Source organism: Burkholderia sp. AU28863, assembly GCF_002223195.1.
GTDB lineage: Bacteria > Pseudomonadota > Gammaproteobacteria > Burkholderiales > Burkholderiaceae > Burkholderia > Burkholderia sola.
Genome location: NZ_NKFE01000005.1, coordinates 1,257,174 through 1,282,526, shown reverse-complemented (window position 1 = coordinate 1,282,526; position 25,353 = coordinate 1,257,174). Strand labels below are relative to the sequence as shown.

36 protein-coding genes are annotated in these 25,353 nt (G+C 63.7%); 29 read left to right on the top strand and 7 right to left on the bottom strand.

Annotated features, from left to right (window positions below):
- The 8 genes from CFB81_RS22320 to CFB81_RS22285 all read left to right on the top strand — a co-directional run bounded on the left by CFB81_RS22320 (position 1) and on the right by CFB81_RS22285 (position 5,541).
- The gene (locus tag CFB81_RS22320) at positions 1-1,455 is read left to right on the top strand and encodes a DUF2213 domain-containing protein (protein WP_089436549.1); all 1,455 of its coding nucleotides are present in this window, start codon (positions 1-3) and stop codon (positions 1,453-1,455) included.
- Between the two features lie 9 nt (positions 1,456-1,464).
- On the top strand, positions 1,465-1,971 hold the full coding sequence (locus CFB81_RS22315) for a hypothetical protein (RefSeq protein WP_089436548.1): 507 nt from the start codon (positions 1,465-1,467) through the stop codon (positions 1,969-1,971).
- 69 nt (positions 1,972-2,040) lie between these two features.
- A complete protein-coding gene (locus CFB81_RS22310; RefSeq protein WP_023474713.1) occupies positions 2,041-3,132 on the top strand; it encodes a DUF2184 domain-containing protein in 1,092 nt (363 codons plus the stop codon).
- Between the two features lies 1 nt (position 3,133).
- Positions 3,134-3,601 (top strand): hypothetical protein, encoded by a 468-nt coding sequence (locus CFB81_RS22305; RefSeq protein ID WP_089436547.1) that lies wholly within the window; start codon positions 3,134-3,136, stop codon positions 3,599-3,601.
- 62 nt (positions 3,602-3,663) lie between these two features.
- Complete coding sequence (locus tag CFB81_RS22300; protein WP_089436546.1) at positions 3,664-4,047, top strand: DUF4054 domain-containing protein; 384 nt, start codon at positions 3,664-3,666, stop codon at positions 4,045-4,047.
- A 28-nt stretch (positions 4,048-4,075) separates the two neighbouring features.
- A complete protein-coding gene (locus CFB81_RS22295; RefSeq protein WP_060009935.1) occupies positions 4,076-4,555 on the top strand; it encodes a hypothetical protein in 480 nt (159 codons plus the stop codon).
- A 61-nt stretch (positions 4,556-4,616) separates the two neighbouring features.
- On the top strand, positions 4,617-4,988 hold the full coding sequence (locus CFB81_RS22290; protein ID WP_089436545.1) for a hypothetical protein: 372 nt from the start codon (positions 4,617-4,619) through the stop codon (positions 4,986-4,988).
- A 4-nt stretch (positions 4,989-4,992) separates the two neighbouring features.
- Positions 4,993-5,541, top strand: a complete 549-nt coding sequence (locus CFB81_RS22285) for a hypothetical protein (protein WP_089436544.1) — start codon at positions 4,993-4,995, stop codon at positions 5,539-5,541.
- Between the two features lie 49 nt (positions 5,542-5,590).
- Here CFB81_RS22285 and CFB81_RS22280 read toward each other — a convergent pair whose 3' ends face one another.
- Positions 5,591-6,046 (bottom strand): hypothetical protein, encoded by a 456-nt coding sequence (locus CFB81_RS22280; protein WP_143328626.1) that lies wholly within the window; start codon positions 6,044-6,046, stop codon positions 5,591-5,593.
- Positions 6,047-6,254: 208 nt separating this feature from the next.
- On the opposite strand from CFB81_RS22280, the gene CFB81_RS22275 reads away from it, so the two are divergent.
- The 8 genes from CFB81_RS22275 to CFB81_RS22245 are packed head-to-tail and all read left to right on the top strand — an operon-like array spanning position 6,255 to position 12,856.
- Entirely contained in the window at positions 6,255-7,730 is a 1,476-nt protein-coding gene (locus tag CFB81_RS22275) for a DUF3383 domain-containing protein (protein ID WP_089436542.1), read from the top strand.
- A gap of 15 nt (positions 7,731-7,745) precedes the next feature.
- Positions 7,746-8,186: a phage protein gene (locus tag CFB81_RS22270; protein ID WP_089436541.1), complete on the top strand. Its 441-nt coding sequence runs from the start codon at positions 7,746-7,748 to the stop codon at positions 8,184-8,186.
- A 2-nt stretch (positions 8,187-8,188) separates the two neighbouring features.
- Positions 8,189-8,761 (top strand): phage tail assembly chaperone, encoded by a 573-nt coding sequence (locus CFB81_RS22265; RefSeq protein ID WP_089436540.1) that lies wholly within the window; start codon positions 8,189-8,191, stop codon positions 8,759-8,761.
- A gap of 59 nt (positions 8,762-8,820) precedes the next feature.
- On the top strand, positions 8,821-8,952 hold the full coding sequence (locus tag CFB81_RS36905; RefSeq protein ID WP_009927600.1) for a hypothetical protein: 132 nt from the start codon (positions 8,821-8,823) through the stop codon (positions 8,950-8,952).
- Positions 8,945-11,002, top strand: a complete 2,058-nt coding sequence (locus tag CFB81_RS22260) for a mannosyl-glycoprotein endo-beta-N-acetylglucosamidase (protein ID WP_089436539.1) — start codon at positions 8,945-8,947, stop codon at positions 11,000-11,002. Before CFB81_RS36905 ends, CFB81_RS22260 begins: the two co-directional genes overlap by 8 nt.
- Positions 11,003-11,010: 8 nt before the next feature.
- Positions 11,011-11,574 carry a phage baseplate protein gene (locus CFB81_RS22255; RefSeq protein ID WP_256976295.1) on the top strand — a complete coding sequence of 188 codons (564 nt, stop codon included), beginning with the start codon at positions 11,011-11,013 and terminating at the stop codon, positions 11,572-11,574.
- A complete protein-coding gene (locus tag CFB81_RS22250; RefSeq protein WP_059638706.1) occupies positions 11,574-11,891 on the top strand; it encodes a hypothetical protein in 318 nt (105 codons plus the stop codon). Before CFB81_RS22255 ends, CFB81_RS22250 begins: the two co-directional genes overlap by 1 nt.
- The gene (locus CFB81_RS22245; protein WP_089436537.1) at positions 11,888-12,856 is read left to right on the top strand and encodes a hypothetical protein; all 969 of its coding nucleotides are present in this window, start codon (positions 11,888-11,890) and stop codon (positions 12,854-12,856) included. The genes CFB81_RS22250 and CFB81_RS22245 overlap by 4 nt, the downstream gene beginning before the upstream one ends.
- On the opposite strand, the gene CFB81_RS22240 is transcribed toward CFB81_RS22245, so the two are convergent.
- Positions 12,853-13,398 carry a hypothetical protein gene (locus tag CFB81_RS22240; protein WP_143328625.1) on the bottom strand — a complete coding sequence of 182 codons (546 nt, stop codon included), beginning with the start codon at positions 13,396-13,398 and terminating at the stop codon, positions 12,853-12,855. The two genes, CFB81_RS22245 and CFB81_RS22240, sit on opposite strands and share 4 nt — an antisense overlap.
- A 10-nt stretch (positions 13,399-13,408) precedes the next feature.
- On the opposite strand from CFB81_RS22240, the gene CFB81_RS22235 reads away from it, so the two are divergent.
- The 6 genes from CFB81_RS22235 (at position 13,409) to CFB81_RS22210 (ending at position 17,933) form a co-directional block, all read left to right on the top strand.
- Positions 13,409-14,158: a Gp138 family membrane-puncturing spike protein gene (locus CFB81_RS22235; protein WP_089436535.1), complete on the top strand. Its 750-nt coding sequence runs from the start codon at positions 13,409-13,411 to the stop codon at positions 14,156-14,158.
- Positions 14,159-14,165: 7 nt separating this feature from the next.
- Entirely contained in the window at positions 14,166-14,519 is a 354-nt protein-coding gene (locus CFB81_RS22230; RefSeq protein ID WP_089436534.1) for a hypothetical protein, read from the top strand.
- Entirely contained in the window at positions 14,516-15,697 is a 1,182-nt protein-coding gene (locus CFB81_RS22225) for a baseplate J/gp47 family protein (RefSeq protein ID WP_089436533.1), read from the top strand. Before CFB81_RS22230 ends, CFB81_RS22225 begins: the two co-directional genes overlap by 4 nt.
- On the top strand, positions 15,697-16,359 hold the full coding sequence (locus tag CFB81_RS22220; RefSeq protein WP_089436532.1) for a DUF2612 domain-containing protein: 663 nt from the start codon (positions 15,697-15,699) through the stop codon (positions 16,357-16,359). Before CFB81_RS22225 ends, CFB81_RS22220 begins: the two co-directional genes overlap by 1 nt.
- A 63-nt stretch (positions 16,360-16,422) precedes the next feature.
- On the top strand, positions 16,423-17,709 hold the full coding sequence (locus CFB81_RS36655) for a hypothetical protein (protein WP_256976294.1): 1,287 nt from the start codon (positions 16,423-16,425) through the stop codon (positions 17,707-17,709).
- 29 nt (positions 17,710-17,738) lie between these two features.
- Positions 17,739-17,933, top strand: coding sequence for a hypothetical protein (locus tag CFB81_RS22210; RefSeq protein WP_089436531.1), 195 nt, complete (start codon positions 17,739-17,741; stop codon positions 17,931-17,933).
- 9 nt (positions 17,934-17,942) lie between these two features.
- Here CFB81_RS22210 and CFB81_RS22205 read toward each other — a convergent pair whose 3' ends face one another.
- Positions 17,943-18,650: an SGNH/GDSL hydrolase family protein gene (locus CFB81_RS22205; protein WP_089436530.1), complete on the bottom strand. Its 708-nt coding sequence runs from the start codon at positions 18,648-18,650 to the stop codon at positions 17,943-17,945.
- A gap of 2 nt (positions 18,651-18,652) precedes the next feature.
- Positions 18,653-18,937: a transcriptional regulator gene (locus tag CFB81_RS22200; protein ID WP_089436529.1), complete on the bottom strand. Its 285-nt coding sequence runs from the start codon at positions 18,935-18,937 to the stop codon at positions 18,653-18,655.
- A gap of 173 nt (positions 18,938-19,110) precedes the next feature.
- Here CFB81_RS22200 and CFB81_RS22195 point away from each other — a divergent pair, with 173 nt between their 5' ends.
- From CFB81_RS22195 to CFB81_RS22180, 4 genes are read left to right on the top strand one after another with little or no spacing between them, the layout of a single operon-like run.
- Complete coding sequence (locus tag CFB81_RS22195) at positions 19,111-19,293, top strand: hypothetical protein (RefSeq protein WP_060010129.1); 183 nt, start codon at positions 19,111-19,113, stop codon at positions 19,291-19,293.
- A complete protein-coding gene (locus tag CFB81_RS22190; protein ID WP_089436528.1) occupies positions 19,286-19,783 on the top strand; it encodes a lysozyme in 498 nt (165 codons plus the stop codon). The genes CFB81_RS22195 and CFB81_RS22190 overlap by 8 nt, the downstream gene beginning before the upstream one ends.
- Positions 19,780-20,328, top strand: a complete 549-nt coding sequence (locus CFB81_RS22185; RefSeq protein ID WP_089436527.1) for a hypothetical protein — start codon at positions 19,780-19,782, stop codon at positions 20,326-20,328. Before CFB81_RS22190 ends, CFB81_RS22185 begins: the two co-directional genes overlap by 4 nt.
- Positions 20,325-20,870 carry a lysis system i-spanin subunit Rz gene (locus tag CFB81_RS22180; RefSeq protein WP_089436526.1) on the top strand — a complete coding sequence of 182 codons (546 nt, stop codon included), beginning with the start codon at positions 20,325-20,327 and terminating at the stop codon, positions 20,868-20,870. The genes CFB81_RS22185 and CFB81_RS22180 overlap by 4 nt, the downstream gene beginning before the upstream one ends.
- A 20-nt stretch (positions 20,871-20,890) precedes the next feature.
- On the opposite strand, the gene CFB81_RS35680 is transcribed toward CFB81_RS22180, so the two are convergent.
- From CFB81_RS35680 to CFB81_RS22165, 3 genes are all read right to left on the bottom strand, one after another.
- Positions 20,891-21,568 carry a DUF6602 domain-containing protein gene (locus CFB81_RS35680; protein WP_143328624.1) on the bottom strand — a complete coding sequence of 226 codons (678 nt, stop codon included), beginning with the start codon at positions 21,566-21,568 and terminating at the stop codon, positions 20,891-20,893.
- Positions 21,569-21,661: 93 nt separating this feature from the next.
- A complete protein-coding gene (locus CFB81_RS22170; RefSeq protein ID WP_089436524.1) occupies positions 21,662-22,141 on the bottom strand; it encodes a hypothetical protein in 480 nt (159 codons plus the stop codon).
- A 56-nt stretch (positions 22,142-22,197) separates the two neighbouring features.
- Positions 22,198-22,689, bottom strand: a complete 492-nt coding sequence (locus CFB81_RS22165) for a hypothetical protein (RefSeq protein ID WP_089436523.1) — start codon at positions 22,687-22,689, stop codon at positions 22,198-22,200.
- Between the two features lie 52 nt (positions 22,690-22,741).
- Here CFB81_RS22165 and CFB81_RS22160 point away from each other — a divergent pair, with 52 nt between their 5' ends.
- The 3 genes from CFB81_RS22160 (at position 22,742) to CFB81_RS22155 (ending at position 24,967) form a co-directional block, all read left to right on the top strand.
- Positions 22,742-23,458 carry an SOS response-associated peptidase family protein gene (locus tag CFB81_RS22160; protein WP_089436522.1) on the top strand — a complete coding sequence of 239 codons (717 nt, stop codon included), beginning with the start codon at positions 22,742-22,744 and terminating at the stop codon, positions 23,456-23,458.
- A 24-nt stretch (positions 23,459-23,482) separates the two neighbouring features.
- Positions 23,483-24,415, top strand: a complete 933-nt coding sequence (locus CFB81_RS35675) for a hypothetical protein (protein WP_143328623.1) — start codon at positions 23,483-23,485, stop codon at positions 24,413-24,415.
- A 141-nt stretch (positions 24,416-24,556) separates the two neighbouring features.
- Positions 24,557-24,967, top strand: coding sequence for a type II toxin-antitoxin system VapC family toxin (locus CFB81_RS22155; RefSeq protein ID WP_069617892.1), 411 nt, complete (start codon positions 24,557-24,559; stop codon positions 24,965-24,967).
- Positions 24,968-25,353 lie beyond the last annotated feature (386 nt).

The following is a 25,353-nucleotide window of genomic DNA, read 5'->3' as shown; positions in this document are numbered from 1 at the left end:
ATGCGCATTTTCACCACTGACCACGCGTGCACCTGCGGCTTGCATGCGCCGCGCGCCCGCGCGCACACCCGCGACGGCATCACCGCATCGGGCGTGTACGCGACCGAGCAGCTCGGCGAGCGGCAGTCGATCACGCCGGAAGGGTTCCTGCTTTGCGAGGCCGTGCCGATCGCGCGCGTCGGCGCGCAGGACTACGCCTATTTCGAGCTGCCGGAAATCGAGGCGAAGGACGGCGTCATTGTCGCCGAGCGCACGGCCGACGTGCTGTTCAGTCCCGAGACGCTCGCCAGCTTCGAAGGCAAGCCGATCACGATCGACCATCCGCCGGACTTCGTGACGCCGGCGAACTACATGTCGGTCGCGCGCGGCACGGTCCGAAACGTCCGGCAAGGCGAAGGCGACCAGGCCGAGCTGATGCTCGCCGATCTGCTGATCACCGACGCCGAGGCGATTCGCCGCGTCCAGAGCAAGGGCGCGGACGCGCTCACGCAAGTCAGCAACGGCTACGACGCCGACTATGAACAGATTGCGCCTGGGCGGGCGCGACAGGTGGTGATCGTGGGCAACCACGTCGCCCTCGTGAAAAGCGCCCGCTGTGGCCCCGTGTGTTCGATCGGGGATAGCAGTTCCAACCTACTCCCGACAGGAGATGCAAGCATGGCAACCAAGAAAGGCTCCAAGTTCGTCGACGCGTTGCGCAAGGCGTTCATGACGCGCGATTCCGAAGCGTTCGAGAAGGTCGCGAGCGAGATGACCGGCGACGAAGGCGGCGAAGGTGGCGACGGCCAACCCCAGATTCACATCCACATGCCCGGCACCGGCGCCGACCCGAAGGCGGGTGTCTCCGCGACGGGCGACGAAGGCGCGGGCGGTGGCGAAGGCGATCCACTGAAGCAGGTGCTCGACGCGATCCAGGCCACTAACGGCAAGATCGACGCACTCGCCGACCGAGTGACGAAGCTCGAAGGCGGCGGCACGCAGACGGGCGACGGCGATGACGAAGATCTGGATGGCACCGGCACCACGGACAACGACGGTGCCGGCGAAGGCGACGACGACAAGACCGGCGCGCGTACCGGCGACAGTACCGCACTGCGCGATCAATTTCAGGACGCGCTGTCGCGCGCCGAGATCCTCGCGCCGGGCGTGCGGCTGCCGACGTTCGATGCGAAGGCGGTCCGCAAGAAGACGGTCGACGCCATGTGCGTGCTGCGCCGCCGCGCGCTGCGCGCCGCGCTGGACAACGAGAACGCCGAAATCGTCAAGTCGGTGGTCGGCGGCGCGAACGTGGCCAGCATGACTTGCGATTCCGTCGCGGCGTTCTTCAACGCAGCGTCGGAGGTCGTGCGCAGCAAGAACTCCGGTGTGACGCAGCGCCGGACGAACGATTCCGCTCAGGCCGAGCGGAAAGACATCAACGCCATCCACGCGGAATTCTGGAAGGTCCGCAAGTAAGGAGCCGACATGCCCTCGTTGCAAGCTTATCAATTTCGCATGCCGGCAGGCTTTGCCGGTGATCTCCAGCGCGCCGAAGTCGCCACGATCGAGACGCAGCTGATCGACCCGGCGGCACCGCCGACGGCGTTCGGCGTTCCCGTGAAGATGGTGAACGGCAAGATCCAGCCGATCAACAACGCGGCCGACACGGCGGCGCTTGTCTACGGCGTGAACCTCCGCGCGTACCCGATTCAGGGCAACAGCAACGATCCGCTCGGCACGTCGACGCCGCCGACGAGCGGTCCGACCGACATCCTGAAGCGCGGCTATTTCAATGCCGCGCTGGGCGGCACCGCGCCGGCCACGAAGAACGGTACGGTGTACGTGCGCGTCGCGGCAGCGGCCGCCGGCAAGCCGCTCGGTGGTTTCGAAGCGGCGGTCGACGGCACGAACACCGTCGCGATGCCGGCGAACTGGTACTTCACCGGCCCGGCCGACGCATACGGCATCGTCGAAATCGCCGTCAACATCTGATCCGGCGCTGAACAGCGCTTCACCCGAAGCCCCGCAATCGCGGGGCTTTTGCATTTCTGGAGCCATTACATGGACATGTCCGAACTGAAGCACCTGCGCCGGGCCGGGGCCTCGATCCCGATGTCGGCGGCCGTCGCGGACGCGACGCGCCGGCTGATCCGCGCGCGCACGCAGGACCAGCAGTACACCTACGATCGTGCGACGATCGACTCGACCGGCGTATTTCTCAACGGCCAGCTCGAACGCCTCGACCAGACGCTCAACGAGCCGCTCGTCGAGTACACCTGGTCGCGCGACATCTACATCCGCAGCGACGTGTCGGCGGCCGACGAAGTCGCGTCGTTCACGAACTCGGCGTTCGGGATGAGCGGCGGTATCAACCCGAACGGCCTGAACTGGATCTCGAACGAAGGCAACGCGCTCGCGGGTCCGTCGGTCGACATCGGCAAGACCGCGCAGCCGATGCTGCTCTGGGGTGCCGAAGTCAAGTACACGGTGCCCGAGCTGATCAAGTCGCAGGCGCTCGGCATGCCCATCGACTCGCAGAAGGTCGAGGCGATGAACATGAAGCGCAACATGGACCTCGACCAGATCGTCTACTACGGCGATCCGCAGATGAGCTTCACCGGCCTGGTGAACTCGACTGGCGCCGTCGGCAGCGTTTCGAACGTCGCGAATGGCGCGGCCGGCACGCCGCAGTGGGAAACGAAGACGCCGAAGGAGATTCTCAAGGACGTCAACGAGATCCTGACTTCGGCGTGGCAAGCGTCGGGCTGGAAGGTGAAGCCGAACCGCCTCATGCTGCCGCCCGCGAAACTGGGCTGGGTTGCATCGCAGATCGTGAGCGACGCCGGAAACAAGTCGATCCTGACGTACCTGCTCGAGAACAACATCTGCACGCAGCAGGGCACGCCGCTGGAAATCCTCGAGCTGAAGTGGCTGATCGGCGCGGGCGCCGGCGGCACGCAGGGTCAGCTCGGCACCGTGGACCGGATGGTCGCGTACAACAGCGACAAGAAGTACGTCCAGTTCCCGATGACGGACCTGCAGCGCACGCCGCTCGAGTACCGCTCGCTGTTCCAGATCACGACCTACTGGTCGCGTATCGGCCGCGTCGAATGGCGCTACGGCACGACGGCCGCTTACCGGGACGGGATCTGACATGGCGAAGATCAACGTTCTCACGGCGTTCACGATCCGGCTGACCCACGAGGGCGAAGAAGTCGTCCGGCGCGTCGAGGCAGGTGTGCAGGAGGTCGAGGACTTCATCGCCGAGCACTGGTACGCTAAGGCGCACACTGGCCCGCTGCCGGAGAAATCCGGCGATTCGACCAGTTCGCAAGCCGGTGCAACGGATCAGGCTGCCGCGCTGGCGGCCGCGAAGGCTGATCTGCAGGCCGATTCGGATCGCCTCGAAAAGCTGCGCACCGAGCTCGATACGTTCGGCAAGGGGCTGGACGATCGCGCGGCCGCGCTCGACACGCGCGAAGCTGCAGTTGCGGCGAGCGAGCAGGATCTCGCCGCGCGGATCGCGTCCTTCGAGGCGACTCAGAAGGACGCCACGGCGGCGGCGAAGGATGGCGCTGCCGACGGCGCCACGCAGAAGTCCGGCAGCGGGAAGAAGGCATAATGGCCTCCCGGCGCCGCGCCGCGCAGGCGCGCGCCGGGCACCGCATTTTGGCAAGGTGACACGTGGATATCGCCCAGTTCCGACAGTCGTTCCCCGAGTTCAACGATACGACGACGTACCCCGACTCGCTCGTCCAGTTTTGGATGCCCGTCGCGGTCTCGCTCGTCAATGCTGAGCGCTGGGGCGAGCTGACCGATCTGGGAGTCGCGCTGGTCACCGCCCACCACCTCGCGCTCGCGCTGAAGGACCAGAAGACGGCCGCAGTCGGCGGCGTGCCTGGGCAGGTCACCGGGCCGCAGTCGTCGAAGGCCGTCGACAAGGTGAGCGCGAGCTACGACACCGCGGCTGTCGCCATCAAGGATGGCGGCTTCTGGAACGCCACGATGTACGGCGTTCGCTATCTCAGCCTGGCGCAGATGATGGGTTCGGGCGGCATTCAGCTGTAACGCTGCTGCCGCTGACCGGGAGAGTCCCATGGACGGCATGAAAATCGACCGCCTCGATGAGGTGCTGAAGTCGATCAGCGGGCTCGTGCAGAAGGAGGTGCTCGTCGGCGTGCCCGACAGCACCGCCGGCCGGAAGAACGAAGGCGAGCCGCTCAGCAATGCCGAGATCGGCTACATCATGGAAAACGGTTCGCCAGCCAACAACATCCCGGCGCGCCCGCATCTGGTGCCCGGCGTGCAGGACGCGCGGCCGAAGTTCGAGCCGCAACTCCAGAAGGGCGTCGAAGCGGCGCTCGACGGCGATCTCGAACAGGTCGAGCGCAGACTGAAGCTGGCCGGTCTCGCCGGGCAGAACGGCGTGCGCGCGAAGATCAACAGCAACATCGCTCCCAAACTCGCCGACTCGACGCTGGCTGCGCGCCGGCGCCGCGGCGTCACGCGTGAGAACACGCTGGTCGACACCGCCCAGTATCGAAACGCGATCACTTACGTGGTCCGCAAGAAGTAGTTTCCAGTCTCCCCGATCCAAGGGCCGCCGCGTGCGGCCCTTTTTCGTTGGTGCGCTCGCTATGGCCTTCCTCGACGTAACCGAGGTCCTGCTCGATCCGGATTTCATGGATACGGGCCTGATCTGCAATCGCACGACGCAAACGGTCGACGGCCACGGCCGCGCACAGAACACCGTCGCCTCGACGCCGTTCGCCGCCGTCGTGACGAGCGACAAGGGCGACATCCTGCATCGCAACGCAGACGGCAGCCGAATCATCGGCTCGATCACGCTGCACACGATGTTCCGGCTGATAGACGGCAGCGCCGGCCACGACGCCGACGAGGTCGTGTGGGCGGGCCGCACCTACACAGTCGTTAACGTGAACGACTACTCGCACTTCGGCCGCGGCTTCGTCTGCGCGACGTGCGATCTGAAGCCTCTTTCGGGATGACCCCATGAACGACAGCTCGACCGGCGGATACCTGGCGCCAGCCGTCGATGCGCCGCCGGCCGAGGACGACGCCCTAGACGATCTGGTCCACGACCTGATCGCGGGCGTCACGGCGCTGCCGCCCGACCTCGTGCGGCCGCGCTGGCAGGCGAAGGTGCCGAAGCAACCGGAGCCGTCCGTCGACTGGTGCGCGTTCGGCGTCCAGGAGCAGGAGCCGGACGCAGGCCCTGCGATCCAGCACGACGGCACCGCCGACGGGCACGACACGTACATCCGGCATCAGGACATCGACGTCATGTGCACGTTCTACGGGCCGCGCGCGAAGGGTTATGCGCAGCGGCTCGCCGACGGGCTGACAATCCCGCAGAACCGCGAGCAGCTTCAACTGCAGGACATGGCGTTCGTGGGCGTCGGCCCGATTCGAGCGGCGCCCGACCTTGTCAACCAGCAATGGGTGCGGCGCTACGACATGACGGTGAGGCTGCGTCGCAAAGTGGCTCGCACCTACGCGGTTCTGAACCTGGTCTCGGTGGCGTTTGAGGTCAAGGAATGACGGGCCAGGCAATTTTGCGGAGATGCGTCTGGCCCGGGCTCGGCGAGACTTAGAAGCTGTCGATCAGATTCTTAATCCAGGTATTGTCGACAGCGGCAAGCAGGTTTCGCGCGTCCGGATTGTGATCTTGAGCGGAGTGGTATTGGGCGCGAATCGCCGTGTAATTTCGATCCGAGTTCCATTGGCGAAACTCAGGGAGATACCCTTCGTGGTAGCAGACCCAGTGGAAATGTCCGCTCATCGTATCGTGATCGAAAGTCATGGCGCTGATTTCAGCAGGCGCAAGCGAAATCAACTTCTCAAGCTCATCGTCATTGAGTCCTGCAATGAGGTTTCGAGCAACGTCGTTGTGCGCCTGGGTGGACATGATCGCAGCTCTCATTTCGGCCGTCGACCGAATGTATTGACTGAGCTGTGCGTTTGGATCGGGCGTAAAAAAGACAGGAACACCCTCGTGCCAGATCGACCAGTAAACATGCTCCTTTGCTGCTGCAGGATTGCCCATCTTGGTCTCCTTGTGGTTGACGCATGCCGATCTGGCAAGCGTGTAGGTGATCTTGTCAGAGCAATGTGACGGTCGGCATCCCCAAAATTGGGGATGGTCGATGAAGTAGGTCCTGCATATTCGCAAGCAGTTCTGAATCGACGATATCCGTGCATTTGAAGTTTTATTTGGCCGCTTAAATGCGGCTTTTTCTTTTTTGAGGTTCCAAATGTCAACTGGACTGCCGGTATCGCGTCTGATCAACGTGATGATCAACCTCGCTGCACTCGCTGCGCAGGGCGCGAATTTGAACACTTTGCTGATTCTCGGCCCGTCGGCTGTCATCGACACCAACGAGCGAGCGCGCTCGTACGGTGGCATCGACGAGGTGACGGCCGACTACGGCACCAACACGCCGGAGTACTACGCGGCGGCTCTCGCGTTCAACCAGGTGCCGAAGCCGCAACAGATCATGATCGGTCGGTGGGCGAAGACGGCGACGGCCGGCTCGCTGCGCGGCGGCGTGCTGTCGGCCGCGCAGAAGGACATCGCGCTGTGGGACGCGATCACGACCGGCGCATTCAGCATCACGATCGACGGCGTGGCGAAGTCGGTCACCGGCCTCGACTTCTCGGCGCAGACGAACCTGAACGGCGTGGCGACGGTGATTAACGCCAAGCTGACGGGGGCGACGATCGCATGGAACGGTTCGCAGTTCGTCGTGACGTCGAACACGACCGGCACGAATTCGAAGGTCGGCTATGCGACGGCGCCGGGGGCTGGCACCGACATCTCGGCGATGCTCGGTCTGACGGGCAGCCTTGCCGGCGTGCCGGCGGACGGCATCGCGCCCGAGCAGCCCGTCGACGCGGCCGCGCTGTTCCTCGATCGCTTCGCGAACCAGTTCCTCGGGCTGGACTTCGCCGACGCGTCGATCACGGACGATCAGCACATTGCGGTCGCGAACCTCATCGAGGCCGACCAGCGGCACATCTACGGCATCACGACGCAGAACCCGCAGGTGCTCGACTCGACCGTGACGACCGACATCGCGAGCAAGCTGAAGGCGCTGAACCTGAAGTACACGATCCTGCAGTATTCGAGCGCGACGCCGTACGCGGTGTCGTCGCTGCTCGGCCGCCTGCTGACCGTGAACTTCGACGGCAACAACACGACGATCACGCTGATGTTCAAGCAGGAGCCGAGCGTTGCCGCGGAGCAGCTGACCAGCACGCAGGCGAACACGCTTCAGGCGAAGAATTGCAACGTGTTCGTCGACTACAGCAACGACACGTCGATCATCCAGTACGGCGTGACGCCGAGCGGCCTGTTCGCCGACTCGGTCTACAACGCGATCTGGTTCCGGACCCGCATCGAGACAGACGTCTACAACCTGCTGTACCAGAGCCCCACGAAGATCCCGCAGACCGACGGCGGTAACGCCCAGATCGCTGCGACGATCTCCGCGGCCTGCGAGGCGGGGGTGAACAACGGGTACCTCGCACCGGGTGTATGGAACTCGGCCGGCTTCGGCGCGCTGAACCAGGGCGACACGCTCGCGAAGGGCTACTACGTGTACCAGCCGCCGATCGCGACGCAGTCGCAGGCCGACCGCGAGGCACGTAAGTCCGTCGTATTCCAGGTCGCAGCGAAGGAGGCCGGCGCGATCCACAGCGTCGACATCCTCGTCAACGTCAACCGCTAACAGGGGCATCTCAACATGGCGACTTACAGCTTTCAGGACGTCGCGGCGACGATCGTCGGCCCGGGCGGGGCCTTCTCGCTCGGCTACGGTGAGGCGACCGCGGAAGAAGGCATCACGATCGTGCGCGCGGGCGACAAGAACACGATGACGGTCGGCTCGGATGGCGAGGGCATGCACAGTCTGCATGCCGACAAGTCCGGGCAGGTCACGCTGCGATACCTCAAGACCGCGCCGATCAACGCGAAGTTGATGGCGCTGTACGACGCGCAGTCGCTCGACAGCCGCCTGTGGGGCAAGAATCTGATCGAAGTTCGGCAGACGGCAGCGGGCGACGTGATGACCGCACGCAGCTGCGCGTTCAAGAAGGCTCCCGACCTGAAGTATGCGAAGGACGGCGACACCGTCGAATGGGTCTTCGACGCGATCAAGATCGACAACATCCTCGGGACGTACTGAGCATGACGACCGAACTCAAATTGAACGGTGCGCGGTACGCGGTCGGCAAGCTGAATGCGATGCAGCAGTTTCACGTGTCGCGTCGCATCGCCCCGATCATCCCGCCGATGATCCCGGTACTGATGAAGTTCTACGCCGAGCTCGAGCAGGCCGACGTCGCGCGCGAGCAGGAGCGCGCAAACGCCGCGCTCGCGGCGCTGGCCGCAGGTGCCGAGGGCGAGGAAGGCACGGAAGCGCCGGCCGTCGCGGCGCCGGCACCCGCGGCCGATCGCTCGCGCGAGCTGCTGTCGATGGTCGACGCGATCGCACCGGTGCTGCAACCGTTCGCCGATGCACTGGCCGGTCTGAAGGACGAGGACGCCGAATACGTCTTCGGCACGTGCCTGTCCGTTGTCGAACGCTGGCAGGGGGCCGGCTGGGCGAAGGTCTGGAACATCGCGCACAAGACGTCGATGTTCGACGACATCGGCATCGACGTGATGCTGCCGCTGGTCGTGCGCGTCGTGGTGGCGAACCTCGGCCCTTTTATCAACGGGCTGCTTACCAGCCAAGCGAGCAGCCCGGCGGCGACGTAGGCTGGATCCGCGCGTTGCCCGGCGGGGAGGATTGGCTGCTCGCGCCTGTACACGCGCAGATGTGCCGGTACGAGTCGCTGCTCGACGGAACGCTTGGCCTGGCCGACGTCGCCCTAATGAACGACTCCCTCGCCGTCCGGGCAGACAATGAAGCGGCGTACCGCCGCAAGATGGAAAGAGAAAATGGCTGATTCGGTCGTCATCCGCGAGTTCCTGGTCGCGCTCGGCTTCAAGGTCGACGAAAAGGGCCTGAAGAACTTCAAGGAAGGCGTCGAAGGCACGACGAAGGGCGTCAAGCAGCTGATCGCCACGGTGTCCGGCGCCGCGCTGACGGTGAGCGCGGGCGTCGCGGCATTCGCGTCGAAGCTCGAGCGCCTGTACTTCGTGTCGCAGCGCACCGGCGCGTCGGCGACCAACCTGCGCGGCTTCGAGTTCGCTGCGCGCAACATGGGCGTCTCGGCCGAGGCGGCCACCGGCACGATCGAGAATCTCGCGCGTTTCCTGCGTAACAACCCGGCGGGCGAAGGGTACCTCGCGACGCTCGGCGTGCAGACGCGCAACGCGAACGGCGAGTTGCGCGACACGGTCGACATCATGTCCGACCTCGGGAAGTCGCTGGCGAACAAGCCGACGTGGCTCGCGAGCCAGTACGGCAACATCCTCGGCATCGACGAGAACCTGATGCTCGCGATGCGTAACGGGGATTTCGAGAAGCTCCTCGAGCAGTACCGCGAAATGTCGAAGACGACCGGCCTGGACAAGGCGGCCGACGACTCGCACCGCTTCATGACGCAGCTGCGTGGGCTCGGCACGTCGTTCGAGAACCTCGGGATCCGCGTCGAGGGCGCGATGCTGCAGAAGATCGGGCCGCAGCTCGACCGGTTTCAGCGTTGGATGGACGACCACGGTGACGAGATCGCGAACAGGATCGCCAACATCGCGAGTGCCATCCTGAAAGTGGCCGAGGCCGCGGGGCCGCCGCTTGGAAAGCTTGTAGACCGGCTTATCGAACTCGACCGGGCGACGGACGGTTGGTCGACGAAGATTTTGCTGCTCGGAGTGGCGCTGAAGGCGCTCGGCGTATTCAAGATCGCCGGCGGCATCTGGAAGATGGTGGCGGCGCTGCGCGCGGGCGGTGCGGCGGCCAGTGGCGCAACTGGTCTGCTCTCCGCGATGGGTATTGAGCTTGCCGCGCTGGCCTCAAGTGCGGCCGCCGTCGGCGCCGCGTTCCTCGGCTGGAAGATTGGCGACGGCGTGCGCGACCAGATCGACGGCTTGATCACGAAGCTGTCGGGCGGCCGGTTCCGCTCGTTGTGGGACATCCTCACGCTGCAGGATCGGCGCGGCCTCGACTCGACCGGCGGCTACACGCAGGCCGAGATCGACAGTGTGAAGGACGGCGGCGGCGCGAAGCTGACGCCGCCGCGCGGCGCTGCTCCTGCTCCTGCGCCGACGCCGACGCCGACGCCGACGCCGACGCCGACGCCGACGCGTGCGTCTGCACCTCGACCGGCACCGGGACCTGCGCGTGTCGCATCGGCCGACCTTGCCGGCGCGATGTCGCGTCTCGCTGACACGGCGTTCGGCCATTTGATCGCGCGCGGCGAAGGCGACTACAACAGCGTCAACCGTGGCGCGCGCGGCGGCTACCGCTCCGGCACCGAGAATCTCGAGGGCATGACGCTCGCGCAGGTCATGGCTGCGCAACGCGCCGGGCAGTTCAACGCTGCCGGCCGGTACCAGATCATCGGCAGCACGCTGGCCGAGGCAGCGCGCGGGTTGAAGCTGAACGGGTCCGAGATGTTCGACCGGAAGCTGCAGGACCGGATCTTCGATGAGTACCTTGTGCGCAACAAGCGCCGCGCGATCGCCGACTACGTCGAAGGGCGTAGCGACGATCTGCGCGGCGCGCTGCGCGCGGCGTCGCGCGAGTGGGCGAGCGTCGCGGACCCTGACACCGGCCGCAGCTACTACGCCGGCAAGGGCAACAACCGCGCGAGTATCTCGGCCGCCGAGATGGAAGCCGCGCTGCGCAACACGCGCGCGACGTACCAGCCCGCCGGTGCGCTGGCCGCACAGTCGGCGGCGCGCGGCGGCCCGGCGAAGGTCGAGCTGCACCAGTCCACGCAGATCCACGTGACCGGCGCAGGCGATCCTTCGGCGGCCGGCCGCGCGGTCGAGCGCGAGCAGCGCGCGGTGAACGCCGACATGGTGCGCAATCTACAGGGGGTGGTCTCGTGATCCTCGACATGATCATGATCTCGCCGAAGAAGATCGGCAGCATCACGGTGCAGGTCGCGATCGAAGAGGTCTACAACGATGAGCTGGTGATCACCGAGCATCCGGTTGAGCAAGGGGCGCAGATCACCGATCACGCGTTCAAGCGGCAGCCGGATCTCGCGATGCGGTGCGGCTGGAGCAATGCCGACTACGAGGCGCTGCTCGGCGCGGCGGAGGCGACGTTTGACGGCGGCGGCCTGCCATCGGCGCAGTACGTCAACGCGATCTACTCGCAGTTGCTGGCGCTGCAGCAAGCACGCACGCCGTTAGATGTCACGACCAGCCGTCGCACATACCAGAACATGCTTCTGCAGGGGCTGCGGCTCACGGTCGACGCGAAGACGTCGAGCGCGCTGATCCTGACGGCGACACTGAAGCAGATCAAGATCGTGTCGACGCAGGTGACGAAGTTGCCGCCGCGCGAGAACCAGGCCGACCCGGCATCGACGGCCGAGACCGGCAACGTCGGTACGAAGGCCGCCGTGCCGGCGACGCCGGCGCCGGGCGGCGCAGTACCGCCGGGGAGTATGTGATGCCGAGCTTCTTCGAGATTCCGTTTTCGCCGCGCCCGGAGCGATTCACCGTGACGCTGAGCGGGACCGACTATCGACTGACGGTCCAGTACCGCAAGGCCGGCGGCGCAGGCTGGGTGCTGGACATCGCGGACGCCTCGGACAATCCGCTGGTGTCCGGCATTCCGCTGGTGACTGGCATCGACCTGCTCGGCCAGTACAAGCACCTCGGCTTTCAGGGACGGTTGTGGGTGCAGGGCGCTGCTGATCCGGACGACGTTCCGACGTACGAGGATCTCGGCATCGGATCGCATGTTTTCTGGGTGACGGACCAATGAGTATTGAGCAGTTCGGCCGAAAGGTATCGCTGATCATCGGCTTCGACAGCGGCGAGGCGCTCGATCTGTCGGAGCTGCGGATCGTGTTCCGCGTGCAGCGGGGCGATCTGCAGACGCCGAACTCGGCGCGGATCCGCGTCTACAACGTGTCCGAGACGACGGCGCGGCGCGCGCAGAAGGAATTCACACGCGTCGTGTTGCAGGCCGGCTACGAGGGCAACTACGGGATCATATTTGACGGTCAGATCAAGCAGGTGCGCCGCGGACGCGAGAGCCAGACCGACACGTTCGTCGACATCACCGCGGCGGATGGCGACTCAGCGTACAACTTCGCCGTGGTCAACACGACGCTCGCGGCCGGGTCAACGCCGGCCGATCACGTGGCTGCCGCGTGCACTGCTATGGGCCCGTATGGCGTACAGCAAGGCTATCTGCCCGAATTACCGTCGAACCCGCTGCCTCGAGGCAAGGTTATGTTCGGCATGGCACGGGATTTCATGCGATGGACCGCACGAACCACGCAGACTGTCTGGAGCATTCAGGACGGCAAGGTGGTGATGGTGCCGGAGACAGCGTACATGCCAGGCGAGATCCCGGTGATCACTTCCTCGACCGGTATGGTCGGCCTGCCGCAGCAGACCGCGAACGGCATCGAGGTGAAAATGCTGCTGAACCCCAGCGTGAAGATCGGTCGGTTGATCTGTCTGGACAACGCGAGCATCCAGCAGTACGAGTACAGCCTGAACGTCGGCCAGCAGGCCGAGAACGAGCGGATCGAGATGCAGGCAAAGCTGCAGGACGATGGCTTCTACTACGTGATGCTCGCGGAGGTGAGCGGCGATACGCGCGGCGAAGAATGGTACACGAGCGTGACGTGCCTGGCGGCCGACGTGACGGTGCTGCCCGATTCCTTCCGGGACAAGGCTACGGTGCCGTCAGCCGACGTGATCAAGCGGTTCGGCTAACGCAGCTCATTCTGATACTGCGAGATGCTTTTGCCGAATTCGTCCGGAGTGATCGCGCGTTTTACGAACTTCCCTGAGCCGTCGTCGAGAATTTTCACCTCCGCGTAGTTGATCAGTGAATCTTGCCGACTGTTTCCGAACTTCGTGACGATTAGAACGGAATCATTGACCGGGCTGAGCACTTTTCCCCAGCACGCGGCGACGAGGGCGCGACCATATAACGATTCGGCCGCCCGCAACTTGGGCGCATCGGCGATAGGCAGGCGACACGGCATGTTCCTATAGAGGATCGAGCTCATTGCCGAGCGAGGGATCGTGTCATCGACTGTTTTCGCGAAAACGTAGGCCGACTGTCCAATGGTTGAGCGGTCAAATGACTTCGCGCGGATAGCCGCGTCTTCCTGCTCCTGAGCGATTTTCCATTTCGGTACCTCGTTCTGTTCGGCGGCGAACGCTCGATTCTTCGCGATCAAATCATCAATGTCAGCGGCTTGAACGGAGCAGGCAGTCATTGCCAGCACGGCTGCAACAAACAGTTTCATATCGAAGTCCATGGATAGACGTGAAAGGGTAGGCGACCCGGAGATCGCCCTGCGTGAAGCGTTCGACGGCGTGCGCGCGGGCATCTGGACCGCTATGCCCGGCATCATCCAGTCGTTCGAAAGCGCGGCCGACCGGCCGCCGACCTGCAGCGTACAGCCGGCCATCAAGGCGCTGGTGCGCGATATCGACGGCGCGATCCAGAGCGTCGCGCTGCCGCTGCTGGTCGACTGCCCGGTTCAGTTCCCTGCTGGCGGAAATTGTACGTTGACGTTCCCGGTCAAGCAGGGCGACGAGTGCCTCGTCGTATTCGCATCACGCTGCATCGACGCCTGGTGGCAGTCGGGCGGCGTGCAGGAGCAGGCCGAGCTGCGCATGCACGACCTGTCGGACGGGTTTGTGCTGCTCGGCTTTCGATCGAGGCCGCGCGCGCTCGTCGGCGTTAGCGGCACCTCGACGCAGCTGCGCAGTGACGACGGCGCGACGTACATCGACATGAATCCGACGCTGCAGAAGGTCAAGATCGTCGCGCCGGGCGGTTTCGATGTCGTCGCGCCGCTGTCGACGTTCTCGGCGGCCGTGACGATCACCGGGCTGCTGACGTTCGTCGGCGGCATGGTCGGCAGCGCCGCGAGCGGCGCCGCCGCGGTGTTCAACGGCATCCTCAACGTGATCGGCCAGATCACGGCGAACGGCAAGCGCGTGGACGACACGCACACGCACCCGAACGGCAGCGGCGGCAACACCGGCCCGGTCAACTGAGATTCCCATGCGATACCGAAAACTCGACGCTGACGGCGATTACGTCTTCGGCGGGGGCGCGGCCGACTTCCTCATGAACACGCCGGAGACGGCCGCGCAGGCCGTGCTGACGCGGCTGCGCTTGCTGCGCGGCGAATGGTTTCTCGACACGACGGCCGGCATGCCGTGGGCCACTGATGTACTCGGGAAGTACACGAGCGGCAAGTACGACGCGGCGATACGCACGTGCATCCTCGGCACGCAGGGTGTGACCGAGCTCGTCAGCTACTCGAGCACGGCTGATCCCGAGACACGCGTACTGACCGTCACCGCGACGATCAACACCATCTACGGCACCACCACGGTACAGGCAACATTGTGACTCTCACGACCCTCGCACCCACCATCGACGCAAACGGCATCACTGCGCCGACGTACGCGGACGTGTTCGCGTATTTGCAGGATCAGTACCGTTCGATCTACGGCGCAGACACGTACCTGGAGCCGGACAGCCAGGACGGCCAGCTGCTCGGCGTGTTCGCGAAAGCCATCAGCGACGTCAACTCGGTCGCGATCGCGATCTATCGGTCGTTCAGCCCGGCGACGGCGCAGGGCGATGCGCTATCGAGCAACGTCAAGATCAACGGCATTGCACGCAAGGTCGCGTCGTACTCGAGCGCCGACCTGGTGCTGGTCGGACAGGCCGGCAAGACGATCACAAACGGCGCTGCGAAGGACACCAACGGTGTGCAGTGGACGCTGCCGGCCACGGTGACGATCCCGCCGAGCGGCACGATCACCGTCACGGCGACGTGCGCGTCGATCGGCGACATCTCGGCGCGCGCGGGCACGATCAACCAGATCGCGACGCCGGCGCTCGGCTGGCAGTCGGTGACGAACCCGGCGGACGCCGCGGAGGGTGCGCCAGTCGAGAAAGACGCGGCGCTGCGGCATCGGCAGACGGTGTCGACGGCGCTGCCGTCGCTCACGGTGCTCGACGGCATCATCGGTGCAGTGGCGAACGTTCCGGGCGTCACGCGGTATGTCGCCTACGAAAACGACACCAGCGCCACCGACGCTAACGGTATCCCGTCGCATTCGATTTCGCTGGTCGTAGAGGGCGGCGATGCCACGGCGATCGCGAATGCGATCGCGGCGAAGAAAACGCCGGGGGCCGGGACGTACGGCACGACTGCCGTCATCGTCATGGACGCCTACGGTCGGCCCATCACGATCAAGTTCTTCCGGCCGGCGCCCGCGCCGATCGCCGCGACGGTCAGTCTGAAGGCGCTCACCGGCTATACCAGCCAGGCGGGGCAGCAGATCCAGCAGGCCGTGTCCGACTACATCAATGGCGTGCAAATCGGCGGCGGCCTATCCGGTAGCGTCGAATGGGGTGACGCGCTGACAGCGGCGAACGGCGTGGGCGGCGGCATCACATTCAAGCTGTCCGGCCTGACACTCACGGGCCCGCGCGGCGCCGGCGCGCCGGACGTCGCACTGCTGTTTAACGAGGCGGCGTCGTGCACGCCGGCGAACGTGACTCTGGTGGTGACCTGATGGCCGAGCTGACCGACTACACCGCGCTGATCACGTCCGAGCACCGCGACCTGCCTCGGTTTGCGGCGGTGCTCGGCGCGCTCGTGCAGCCGCTCGTCGACCAGATGAACATGCTGCAGAGCATGCCGGGAAAGTTTGATCTCGACAACGCGGTCGGCGTGCAGCTGGACGACGTCGGACTGTGGGTCGGCGTGTCGCGGAAGATCCGCACGCCGCTGTCCGGCATCTACTTCTCGTTCGATGTCGCTGGCCTCGGATTCGATCAGGGCATCTGGAAGGGGCCGTTCGATCCCGACACCGGTCTGACGGTCCTCGACGACGACACGTACCGGCTTGTCATCCGCGCGAAGATCGGCGCGAACCACTGGGACGGGACGCTCGAATCGAGCGCGGCGATCCTAAACAGCATCTTCGACGCGGACACGCACGTGTTCATCGAAGACCACCAGGACATGTCGATGACGATCGCGATCGCGGGCAAGGTGCCTTCGGCCGTGTTTCTCGCGCTGCTCGCTGGTGGCTACATCCCGCTGAAACCGGAGGGAGTTCGGGTCGCATACACGGTCGTCACGTCGGTGGACGGGGCACCACTTTTCGGTTTCGACATGAACAACGATTTGGTCGCCGGATTCGACACCGGCGTCTGGGGTACCGCGCTGTAACCGACCGCACCACCTGCACAGCAAGCCGCCTTTAGGGCGGCTTTTTTCATTTCTGGAGCATCAATGCCCACGATTCAGAACGACTTCCTGCCGTTCGCGACCGGCCCGGGTGCGAACGTTGTCGATCAGGCTACATACGCTGCGCTCACCGCGCTCGCGACGGGCTTCTTGTCCGGCACGGCGCAATCCGTCCAGGTGAACAAGGTGTGGCGCCAGTCGAGCATCATGGCTGCCGTGATCGCGCAGTTCATCGTCGCGCAGACCGGACAAGCCGCAGTCGACGACGGGACCACGCCGACGTTGCTCGCCAATTTCACGAAAGCCGTCAACGCTGCGTCGAAGCAGCGAGTCATCTTGACGGATACGGGGTCGGTGAACGCTCTTGCCGCTGCCAATGCGGTACCGATGGCGGCCCTGCCGACGGCGAGCGGTGTTGTGCAGACGATCGCTGTCAAGGTGACGAATACCGGTGCGTCGACCTATTCGCCAGATGGTCTCGCATCGCGGCCGATCTTCGGCTTGGGTGGTGCAGCGTTGCAGGGCGGCGAGATGGTCGCCAACGGGATTGCGACGCTCGTTTCCTATGTCGGCCCGCTGCTCAACGGCGGCGCATTGTGCTGGGTGCTCTTCGAATGCATCGGTGGCGCGCAGCAGGTCGCGCCGGCGACGCAGCCGCAACATGCGATGCAGTTGGGCCAGGCGACCGGGCGCCTGATCAATATTCAGCGATTTACGGCGAGCGGAACGTATACGCCGACTCCCGGCACGACGTCGATCATCGCTGAAGGCGTCGGCGCAGGTGCCGGCGGCGCCGGCGCGACCGCGACATCGAGCCAGACGTCGTGTGGCGGAGGCGGCGGCGGCGGGGCCTATGCGAAGGTTCGCATTACGGCTGTTCCCGCGTCAGCTTCCGTTACGGTCGGCTCCGGCGGTTCAGCGGGCGGGACGACCGGCGGTGCTGGCGGCGCTACGTCGTTTGGCTCGTATTTCAGTGTCGGCGGTGGCGCTGGCGGCCAGGCGAGTGCCGCGGTGGCCGGACAGAGCACTGGCGCGCCGGGCGGGGGATCCACGACCATCACGATTGGCGGCGGTGCCACTCTGATCGAACAAGGGCAAGGTGGTATGGGAGATTGGGGCCTCGTCTGGGGAGTCGGAACCGTGGGACTCGGCGGGAAAGGGGGCATCTCTTTCTTCGGGGGCGGGGCAAACGGAGCTGGGTCCGGAAACACTGGGTTCAGCCCGAGCAGCTACGGCGCGGGCGGCGGCGGTGCATGTAATGCCAATACCGGGGCGGGCTTGGCTGGTGGTGCTGGCGCGCCCGGAGTCGTTATCGTGTACGAATTCGCGTAACCGTAGCCGCAACTCATTTTGGTGATGCCATGACAGTTTCCAATTACGCAGTAGTCGAAAACGGTCTCGTGACGAACCTCGTCGCCTGGGACGGCGAAACCGAATGGACGCCACCGGAAGGCTCGACCGTCGTGCAGGTCGAGACCGGAGCGTTCGTCAGCATCGGATACACATACGACGGAAAGGCGTTCGCCGAACCGGAGGCGACGGGTTCGGCGAACTGAGCCTGCCGGCTATTGAAGCGATGCGACGAGGCCCGCGAGCTGCTGGGCCTCGCGATCGCCCTTGATCCGGTAGAGATCCTGATTCGGATGCACGCAGTCGGGCAGCATCGCCTGCCAGTTCGGCAGCGACTTGACGTAGTCGTATTGCTGGATCAGCAGGACACCATACTGTTGCGCCACGGTGCGCATGACGCCTACGTACGCATCAAGCTGCGGTCCGGGGCCCCTACAAACCGGATTCGGCTCCTCGAGAACAGGCACGGCGCCCGCACCGCGGATCGCGGCCACGATTCCCACCAGCGCCTGCTGATAGTCGTCTGTCGTTTCGCGGCCAGCGTCGTTGATGCCGTAGTTGACGATCACGATGTTCGGCCGGATCGAAGCGAGGCGCGTCGCGAGCGGCGCGGAGAAGGGCGTCAGGCCGTTCACGGATTCGGGGGCCGTCGTTCCGCCGATGCCGTTATTCGTGACCGTGATCTGGCCGCCGAGCGATTGCGCGAGCTCTGCCTGCATGATGGTCAGCGCGGGCTGCGCGACGGGGGTCATCTGGCCGGGCGAGGTCATCGACCAGCCGTACATCGTCGAATCGCCTTCCGCATCGATCAGCACGGGTTTCTTCTCGCGGGCCGGAGGCGTGGGATGCGTGGCATCGTCGGATGCGCCCCCTCCGCCGCCTCCGCATGCGCTCATCGATGCGGCCAAGCAGCCCAGCATCATCGCTACGGCTGCTGATCTCCATCGGCCGCCTCCGCGACGTGCGCGCCGAACTGCGCCATCTTCGCGAGGACGCGTGTGAACTCGTCCTCCGTGAGCGCGAGCTTGGCCGCAGCCACGAATGCCATGTGCGGACTCAGTTCGCGCGGGGACTGCCCCCCCGTGTACTTCCGCCACTGATGGTCGCCGGCCAGCCAGAAAAGGTCTGCCATCTGCTTGCCCGTCATTTGCAACTCGTGCTTCAACGTCGCGAGGTCGCGCGTGCTCGGCGGTGTGTACGTGATCGGCATGGGACTGTGCGCGCACTGCGCGCGTGCGAAAAGTGAGTTTCACGGTCGTTTCCTTTCGGGATGTCGGGCGGCGCTGGATGCGCTACCGCTACGAAGCAATGTAGACCCAATGGGTCTATTTGTCAAGAATTACTTATCGCCGCAGAGAGCGGCTTTTTCATTTCGGGGACTCGATGAAGAACGATCTCGTAGCCAGCGCAGTGAAGGTCGCGCCAGCAGTGGGAGGCAGTTTCTGGCCGTGGCTGACCGGCCACGACATCAACTGGTGGGTAGCCGTCGCGACGATCGCGTACATCGGGCTGCAGGCGTACTACCTGGTCAAAAACAAAGGCAAGAGGGCATTGCTCGATGGCTAACGTACCGAAGAAGACACTCGCGAGTGTTGTGGGGGCTGCTGCGGCAGCCCTTCTTTTTTCCAAGGTCCCGAAGTTCGAGGGGCTCGAGCTCGTCGCACGGCCCGACCCGATCGGGATCATCACGGGATGCAACGGCGACACGAAGGACGTGCGCGCCGGCCAGCGGTTCACGCCGGATGAATGCCGCGCGCGCCTCGAACAACGGCTGATCGAGCATGCCGAGCCGGTGCTGAAGTGCACGCCTGGTCTGAAGGGGCATACGTACCAGCTCGCGGCCGCAGTGAGCTTCGCCTACAACGTCGGCGCTGGCGCGTACTGCAGCAGCACGACGGCGAAGCGGTTCAACGCCGGCGAATGGAAGGGCGCGTGCCGCGCGATGAACGAGGCGGACAACGGCCGGCCGCAGTGGGTGACGGCCGGCGGCCGCGTGCTGCCCGGACTGGTGAAACGGCGCGCTGAAGAGCGCGCACTGTGCGAGCGCGGCCTATGACGACCACGAAAACCCACGAAACGCGGCGCACGCTCGCCGAGGACGTCTTCTATCCCGACCACGAGCCGCGTACCGAGTCGCCGACGTTCCGCGCAAGCAAGCGCGAGATGAAGGCGGCCGGCGGCTACGTCTGCGCGGTATGCGGTGACGACCAGGCCGTCGAGTCGCATCACCGGTTCTTTGAGTGGGCGTTCTCGCACGCGATCGACTGGAAGTGGATCCGCGGCGTCGCGCTCAACCAGGTCGACACGATGTTCAGCCACAAGCTTCAGCGCACCGTGCCGATCCCGCGCCAGCACCCGGTCTGGGACGTCATCAAGCTGACGCAGGGCTTCGACTGGGAGGCGTTCGACCCGGCCCGGCCGGAGGCATTCGTCGACTCAACCTACAACCAACTGCTGCTGTGCGCGCTCCATCACCGGGGCAAGGATCACGGCCGGCACGAGGAAAGCGATCCGGTCTGGAGCGTGCAGGCGTTCCTGCTTCCGGACTTCGTCTACTCGCCGGACGAGCTGAAGCAGCTGCACGCGAAGGACCCGAAATGATCTTCCTGAAATTTGCGTGGCCGTATCTGCTTGCCGCGCTGCTCGGTGCGGCGGCTGGGGCCGCCGTCGAGCACCTGATCGGCGCGCGGCAGCTCGCCGACGAGAAAGCCGCGCGCGCGCGCGACGCGCAGCGGCATGTCGGTGAGCTGACGGTGATCTCGCAGGCGGCGCTCGCCGCAGAACAGCGCGCGATAGCTGCCCACGACGCAGCCGCCTCGCAGGTGGCTGCCGTCGACGCACAACTCACGAAGGAGCGAACTGACCATGAAACCGATAATCGCAGCCTGCGCGCTGCTCTTGCCGCTGGCACTGACCGGCTGCGCGTCGCCGTCCGGAACTGCACTACAGCCGGTTCCGACGGTCTGCCCGGAACTTCCGGCGCCGCCAGCATGGGCGATGGTGCCGCCGCCGTCGCAGACCTCGACCCAGCGGTTGCGGAGCGCGTTTTCGGGATCGCCGGCGACGACCAGCGCGAAATCGACAAACTGAAGGCGGTTCAGGGTTGGGTGTGTGCGGTGCGGCCGGCAACGCCGGGATGTTAGTTCAGACCCCTAGCCCGCTGTCATTGCCCTAGCACGTATCGGAGCGGTGCTTCAACCGCGAGGGATCCGCCCATACTGCCAGCGAAGTGCAGGCAATAGATCAGGGCCCAAAGCGCCGCCGGACTGCCCGGGGTGCTAATGCCGTGAAAATGGTCCGTGCTGCAGAACATCAGCGAATCGACGGCAAGAATTCCATCGATTATTCCGGGTTTCAACTTCGACTTCATCGTGTCGAGTGATTTCCATCCTTTGAATCCAACGACGAAAAATGGTATGTGTGGCGGGGCTGTTGGGCCGAAGGAGATACCACTGCCGAACTGCCGTTTGAGGGCTGAGAGCTTGCTCGCTGTTGCTTCGACCTCGCTCCATTGACTCGATAAATCTGACTTTACTTCGATGACAGCAGAAATCCCTTCGGCCATGTAGAGGCGAGTCTTCTCCGATCCAACAATCGGCAAGCTCGGCACGAACGGATATTCGATGACTACGTCCAATTGACCACTTCTGTTCCCAGCCTGGTCAGTTGCGTCACCGGTACCGAAGCGAAAATGCGACGGCAACACCTGCGACAGAAAGCTATCGATGAAGGTCTGGCGCTCAAGTCCTTTTGTGTTGGAAGATAGGCTGACGTTGGATTCATATGCTCCAACTAGCATTTTGTGGATACCGATTAACCGGCTTATGACGTGTTGATTCAATTCGCGCCCCGTGCTGTTCTTTTATGAACGTAGAGTCTAACCGATCTTCCGAGATCGACGTCCAACGCATCTCGAGGCGCCAGCTTTGCAAAATCAGCTCCCGGGGCCATCATCCAACTCGTCCGAGCCGCGATAGCCGGCCCCTGGAATTTCGATCGGTTCGATGTAGAACCCGCGCGCCGTCAGATCCATCGTGACGTCGCTGAACGAGTCGAAAATGTCGTATCCGCATTCGACGTACGTGATCGTGGAATCGAAGTCTTGATCCTCGATCTTGCGCTTCCACGTGAGCGGCAAGTCGGTCGAGTGCCCCGGATCGAAGTGGACGACGCTCAGGTACGGCGGACGAATGCCTCGGGGCGGATACTCCGTGCGTAGCACAAGCTCGACGTTCACGACGACATGGTGTTCCGGGATGCGGTCCGCGTAACGCAGCAGGTATGCCCGCAACGAATGGCCGTCCTTCCGGTCTTGCGCCGAGGCGAAGCCGAACCAGTCGTCGTCGGAATCGCTGAATTCTTCCGCAATCGTGCGCATATCGACCTCCAGTGCGACGAGCGTCCAGAATGCCACAGCTGCGTCGCTAGGTCAGACCCGTCGCGAAATCGTTCGAGCCCCAAAGCCTCGCACTACCGCATCCCGGCCCGCCGCATCTCCTCGCGCAGCAGATGCATCAGCCGATGCAACTGGCCCTGCGCGCCGGCAAGGTCGCCTTTGTTCGCGACGTTCTTGTCGGTGTAGAGGTACCAATCCTCGATGCGCTCGAGTGACTTCCTCAGCGCACGGATTTCGAGAATCAACCATCGCACCTGAAGGTCGGTGTATTCCCGCCATAGCGCGCGCAGCTCGGCGTCGGTCGGTGCGTCGAAATCGGGCACCTCCGGCCGCAGCTTGAACCGTGGATCCGTCAGAGGGACGCGGTTGCGATCGATTCGCGTCGCCTCGATCGGCACGCATGTGCCAAGGAACGTCGATCGAGGATCCTCGTCGATCCAGTGCTCAAATTCGCGTTTGGTGAGCTCGACCGGCGTCCTCAGGCGGTTCTTCTCGCCCTGGAATCCGTACTCCCAGATGTAGGCCCACTGTGGCTTGATCACGGCACAAACACTGTATAAAAACACAGTGTATCCCGGGGTAAGATGGGAAGGTCAAGAGCGAAAATTGGGGACGGCGATGTGCACGAACTACGTGGCGCCGGGCGAAGATCCGGGCCTGAGCGAGCTCAAGATCGACAGTTTTCGCGACCTGTACCGCTGGACGCCGTGGAAGCCTGAGATCTACCAGGACTACGACGCGCCGATCGTCGGCTACGTCGATGGGCAGTTCAAGCCGCTGATCGCCGGATTCGGGTTCTGGCCGCGCGCGCTGCAGAAGGCCAATGCCGAGAAGGCGAAGGCAGCGGGGCGCAAGCCGCCGCTCATGCGCACCACGATGAACGTGCGCGACGACAACCTCGGGAAGTCGCCACTGTACGGGCCGACGTGGCGCGGCGGCAAGCGCTGCTTGATTCCGGCCCGGTTCGTATTCGAGCCTTCATATCCGCACGCCAGACAAGAAGCGAATGGCGAGTGGGTACTCGGGCCGTGCGTGTGGCAGCGCATCAGCGTGATTGACCGGCCGACGATGTGCGTCGCCGGTATCTGGCGCACACTGCCGGCGCCGGACGGCAGCGTCCGGAACACGATGGCGATGATCACGGTGAACGCCGAAGGGCACCCTATCTTTTCGCTGATGCACCGACCAGGCGAAGAGAAGCGCGCGGTCGTGATCCTACCGCCTGATGACTGGGAGGAATGGCTTACGACGTCGAACGTCGAGGCGGCTCGCGCGATGCTGCAGCTGTACCCGGCGGACGAGATGATATCGGAACCGGTGAAGGATATAATCTAAATTTGATAATGGCGGGGTGAATTGATGACGTACCGGCTATATAGAAGAAACCCTGTTGTAAAAGGTGATTGGTATTATGCTTTCAAGTGCAAGCGTTGCGGTGAGTTAATATATAGTCTTGATGATTTGTCAAAGGGCGCCGGGAACGTCAACTTCGCTGGGGATGGCATATTTAGCGTGCCGTGTGGACTATGCTCGCATGACGATTTGTATCGCGTTGAAGACATCCGGTTGGTTCAGTCGGAGGAGGGCCGCCCTTCGACATACCCTGAGAGGATTGCGATTTCTAAAGCGTCGAGAAAACCACTTCTGAAATCCTATCCAAACGCAAAAGTCACCATGGGCGTGGGTTATATCGAGGATCGACCGAGGGCTGCTGCGCTTGTAGGACGTATTATAACGTCGTGGGCCGATATAGAGGTTCAAGTAACCCGCCTACTTGCGGAACTAATGGGAGCGAATATTCCCGAAGTATCTGCTGTGTTTGGATCACTGAGAAATAGCAGGGCACAGTCGGATGCCCTTATTGCGGCTGCTGAAGTTGCTCTTGATGAAAGAGACTATGCATTGTTCTCCGCACACGTTTCTAGAAAAGCTTCCCTCGAAAAAGAACGAAACGATTTAGCACATGGGTGTTTCGGTGTATCGGTAGGTATCCCGGACCATATTGTTTGGGTCTCTCAGGCAGATTTTCTCTCGTTTAACGCGGCGCACAAAGTCGGGCAGAAATTTGATTTGGCAGAAAAGCAGTTCGTTTATGAACTGGGGACTTTAGAGAGGATAGCATCCGAAATTGTGGAGTTTTACGATCAACTAGGGTCGCTTACCGGATATTTGTTGGCTCGCCATCGCGGACAAGACGGGGAGGCATATCGCGTAAAGAGGTACCCAGAACTATGCAATCAACCTCACATCAGGGAAGCCCTGAAGCAAGTGAAGGGAAGAAAACAAAAGTGACGTTGGTTACTGTTCAGAACGCATGGGTAAGTGCTTGATTATTATGGCGGCAAGATGCACACTCTGGCAGGTGTTTTTTTGCGGAAGTGCGCATCTAACCAATTGAAATCAAAAGAAAAGACGCTGAATCCTCCCGCCTATTTGATTGATACGAACGTCATCAGCGAAATCAGGAAGGGCAAGCGAACCAACCGCGGCGTGCGGGCGTTCTTCACGCAGGCCGAAGCCGAAGCGAGCCCGCTTTATCTGTCCGTCGTGACGGTGGCCGAGTTGCGGCGCGGTGTCGACCTGATCCGTCATCGCGGCGATCACAGCCAGGCGTCGGCGCTCGAGGCCTGGATGGCGATGATCCTGTCCGGCTATGCGTCGAACATCCTGTCGGTCGATATCGAGACCAGCCAGATGTGGGGGCATTTGCGCGTGCCCGATCCGACGCACGAACTCGACAAGCTGATCGCGGCCACCGCGCTGATCAACGATCTGACGGTCGTCACGCGCAACGTCGACGATTTTGCTCGCACCGGCGTTCGGTTGCTGAATCCGTTCGATTAGCGTGCGGGGGGGGGGGCGGCTGCCGTCCCGCGAAGTCGGACGGGCGGCACGCAGGCTCGCGCGACGCCTGGCCGGGCGCGGGTGGGCTCGACACGACCGCCACGATTCGCGGCCGGTACCGAATCCTGCTCCGGCGGAAACCGCGTAAAAGCGGGCGGTCGGCAGAGAATGGGGGATGCATCCAAACCGACTGTGTCGACTCAAAACCTCCGCCATGGAACGTGTCCAAAGCGCTCGTGCTTGTGCGCTGCATCAAAATAACTTGACGAAACGGTCGCTACCGCGTAGTGTCCGAGGCCGAAGTCATCAAGAAGTTCGATTGCTCATCATTGGCCGTACACCGTGCGGCAGTCGTTGGTCTCTCCCTCTTTGATTCTTTCTGTGCC

Excerpts from the sequence above, each read along its gene's own strand:
- CFB81_RS22320 (WP_089436549.1), top strand. The coding sequence starts at position 1 with ATGCGCATTTTCACCACTGACCACGCGTGCACCTGCGGCTTGCATGCG.
- CFB81_RS22315 (WP_089436548.1), top strand. The coding sequence starts at position 1,465 with ATGCCCTCGTTGCAAGCTTATCAATTTCGCATGCCGGCAGGCTTTGCC.
- CFB81_RS22310 (WP_023474713.1), top strand. The coding sequence starts at position 2,041 with ATGGACATGTCCGAACTGAAGCACCTGCGCCGGGCCGGGGCCTCGATC.
- CFB81_RS22305 (WP_089436547.1), top strand. The coding sequence starts at position 3,134 with ATGGCGAAGATCAACGTTCTCACGGCGTTCACGATCCGGCTGACCCAC.
- CFB81_RS22295 (WP_060009935.1), top strand. The coding sequence starts at position 4,076 with ATGGACGGCATGAAAATCGACCGCCTCGATGAGGTGCTGAAGTCGATC.
- CFB81_RS22290 (WP_089436545.1), top strand. The coding sequence starts at position 4,617 with ATGGCCTTCCTCGACGTAACCGAGGTCCTGCTCGATCCGGATTTCATG.
- CFB81_RS22285 (WP_089436544.1), top strand. The coding sequence starts at position 4,993 with ATGAACGACAGCTCGACCGGCGGATACCTGGCGCCAGCCGTCGATGCG.
- CFB81_RS22280 (WP_143328626.1), bottom strand. The coding sequence starts at position 6,046 with ATGGGCAATCCTGCAGCAGCAAAGGAGCATGTTTACTGGTCGATCTGG.
- CFB81_RS22275 (WP_089436542.1), top strand. The coding sequence starts at position 6,255 with ATGTCAACTGGACTGCCGGTATCGCGTCTGATCAACGTGATGATCAAC.
- CFB81_RS22270 (WP_089436541.1), top strand. The coding sequence starts at position 7,746 with ATGGCGACTTACAGCTTTCAGGACGTCGCGGCGACGATCGTCGGCCCG.
- CFB81_RS22265 (WP_089436540.1), top strand. The coding sequence starts at position 8,189 with ATGACGACCGAACTCAAATTGAACGGTGCGCGGTACGCGGTCGGCAAG.
- CFB81_RS36905 (WP_009927600.1), top strand. The coding sequence starts at position 8,821 with ATGTGCCGGTACGAGTCGCTGCTCGACGGAACGCTTGGCCTGGCCGAC.
- CFB81_RS22260 (WP_089436539.1), top strand. The coding sequence starts at position 8,945 with ATGGCTGATTCGGTCGTCATCCGCGAGTTCCTGGTCGCGCTCGGCTTC.
- CFB81_RS22255 (WP_256976295.1), top strand. The coding sequence starts at position 11,011 with ATGATCATGATCTCGCCGAAGAAGATCGGCAGCATCACGGTGCAGGTC.
- CFB81_RS22250 (WP_059638706.1), top strand. The coding sequence starts at position 11,574 with ATGCCGAGCTTCTTCGAGATTCCGTTTTCGCCGCGCCCGGAGCGATTC.
- CFB81_RS22245 (WP_089436537.1), top strand. The coding sequence starts at position 11,888 with ATGAGTATTGAGCAGTTCGGCCGAAAGGTATCGCTGATCATCGGCTTC.
- CFB81_RS22240 (WP_143328625.1), bottom strand. The coding sequence starts at position 13,398 with ATGAAACTGTTTGTTGCAGCCGTGCTGGCAATGACTGCCTGCTCCGTT.
- CFB81_RS22235 (WP_089436535.1), top strand. The coding sequence starts at position 13,409 with ATGGATAGACGTGAAAGGGTAGGCGACCCGGAGATCGCCCTGCGTGAA.
- CFB81_RS22230 (WP_089436534.1), top strand. The coding sequence starts at position 14,166 with ATGCGATACCGAAAACTCGACGCTGACGGCGATTACGTCTTCGGCGGG.
- CFB81_RS22220 (WP_089436532.1), top strand. The coding sequence starts at position 15,697 with ATGGCCGAGCTGACCGACTACACCGCGCTGATCACGTCCGAGCACCGC.
- CFB81_RS36655 (WP_256976294.1), top strand. The coding sequence starts at position 16,423 with ATGCCCACGATTCAGAACGACTTCCTGCCGTTCGCGACCGGCCCGGGT.
- CFB81_RS22210 (WP_089436531.1), top strand. The coding sequence starts at position 17,739 with ATGACAGTTTCCAATTACGCAGTAGTCGAAAACGGTCTCGTGACGAAC.
- CFB81_RS22205 (WP_089436530.1), bottom strand. The coding sequence starts at position 18,650 with ATGATGCTGGGCTGCTTGGCCGCATCGATGAGCGCATGCGGAGGCGGC.
- CFB81_RS22200 (WP_089436529.1), bottom strand. The coding sequence starts at position 18,937 with ATGCCGATCACGTACACACCGCCGAGCACGCGCGACCTCGCGACGTTG.
- CFB81_RS22195 (WP_060010129.1), top strand. The coding sequence starts at position 19,111 with ATGAAGAACGATCTCGTAGCCAGCGCAGTGAAGGTCGCGCCAGCAGTG.
- CFB81_RS22190 (WP_089436528.1), top strand. The coding sequence starts at position 19,286 with ATGGCTAACGTACCGAAGAAGACACTCGCGAGTGTTGTGGGGGCTGCT.
- CFB81_RS22185 (WP_089436527.1), top strand. The coding sequence starts at position 19,780 with ATGACGACCACGAAAACCCACGAAACGCGGCGCACGCTCGCCGAGGAC.
- CFB81_RS22180 (WP_089436526.1), top strand. The coding sequence starts at position 20,325 with ATGATCTTCCTGAAATTTGCGTGGCCGTATCTGCTTGCCGCGCTGCTC.
- CFB81_RS22160 (WP_089436522.1), top strand. The coding sequence starts at position 22,742 with ATGTGCACGAACTACGTGGCGCCGGGCGAAGATCCGGGCCTGAGCGAG.
- CFB81_RS35675 (WP_143328623.1), top strand. The coding sequence starts at position 23,483 with ATGACGTACCGGCTATATAGAAGAAACCCTGTTGTAAAAGGTGATTGG.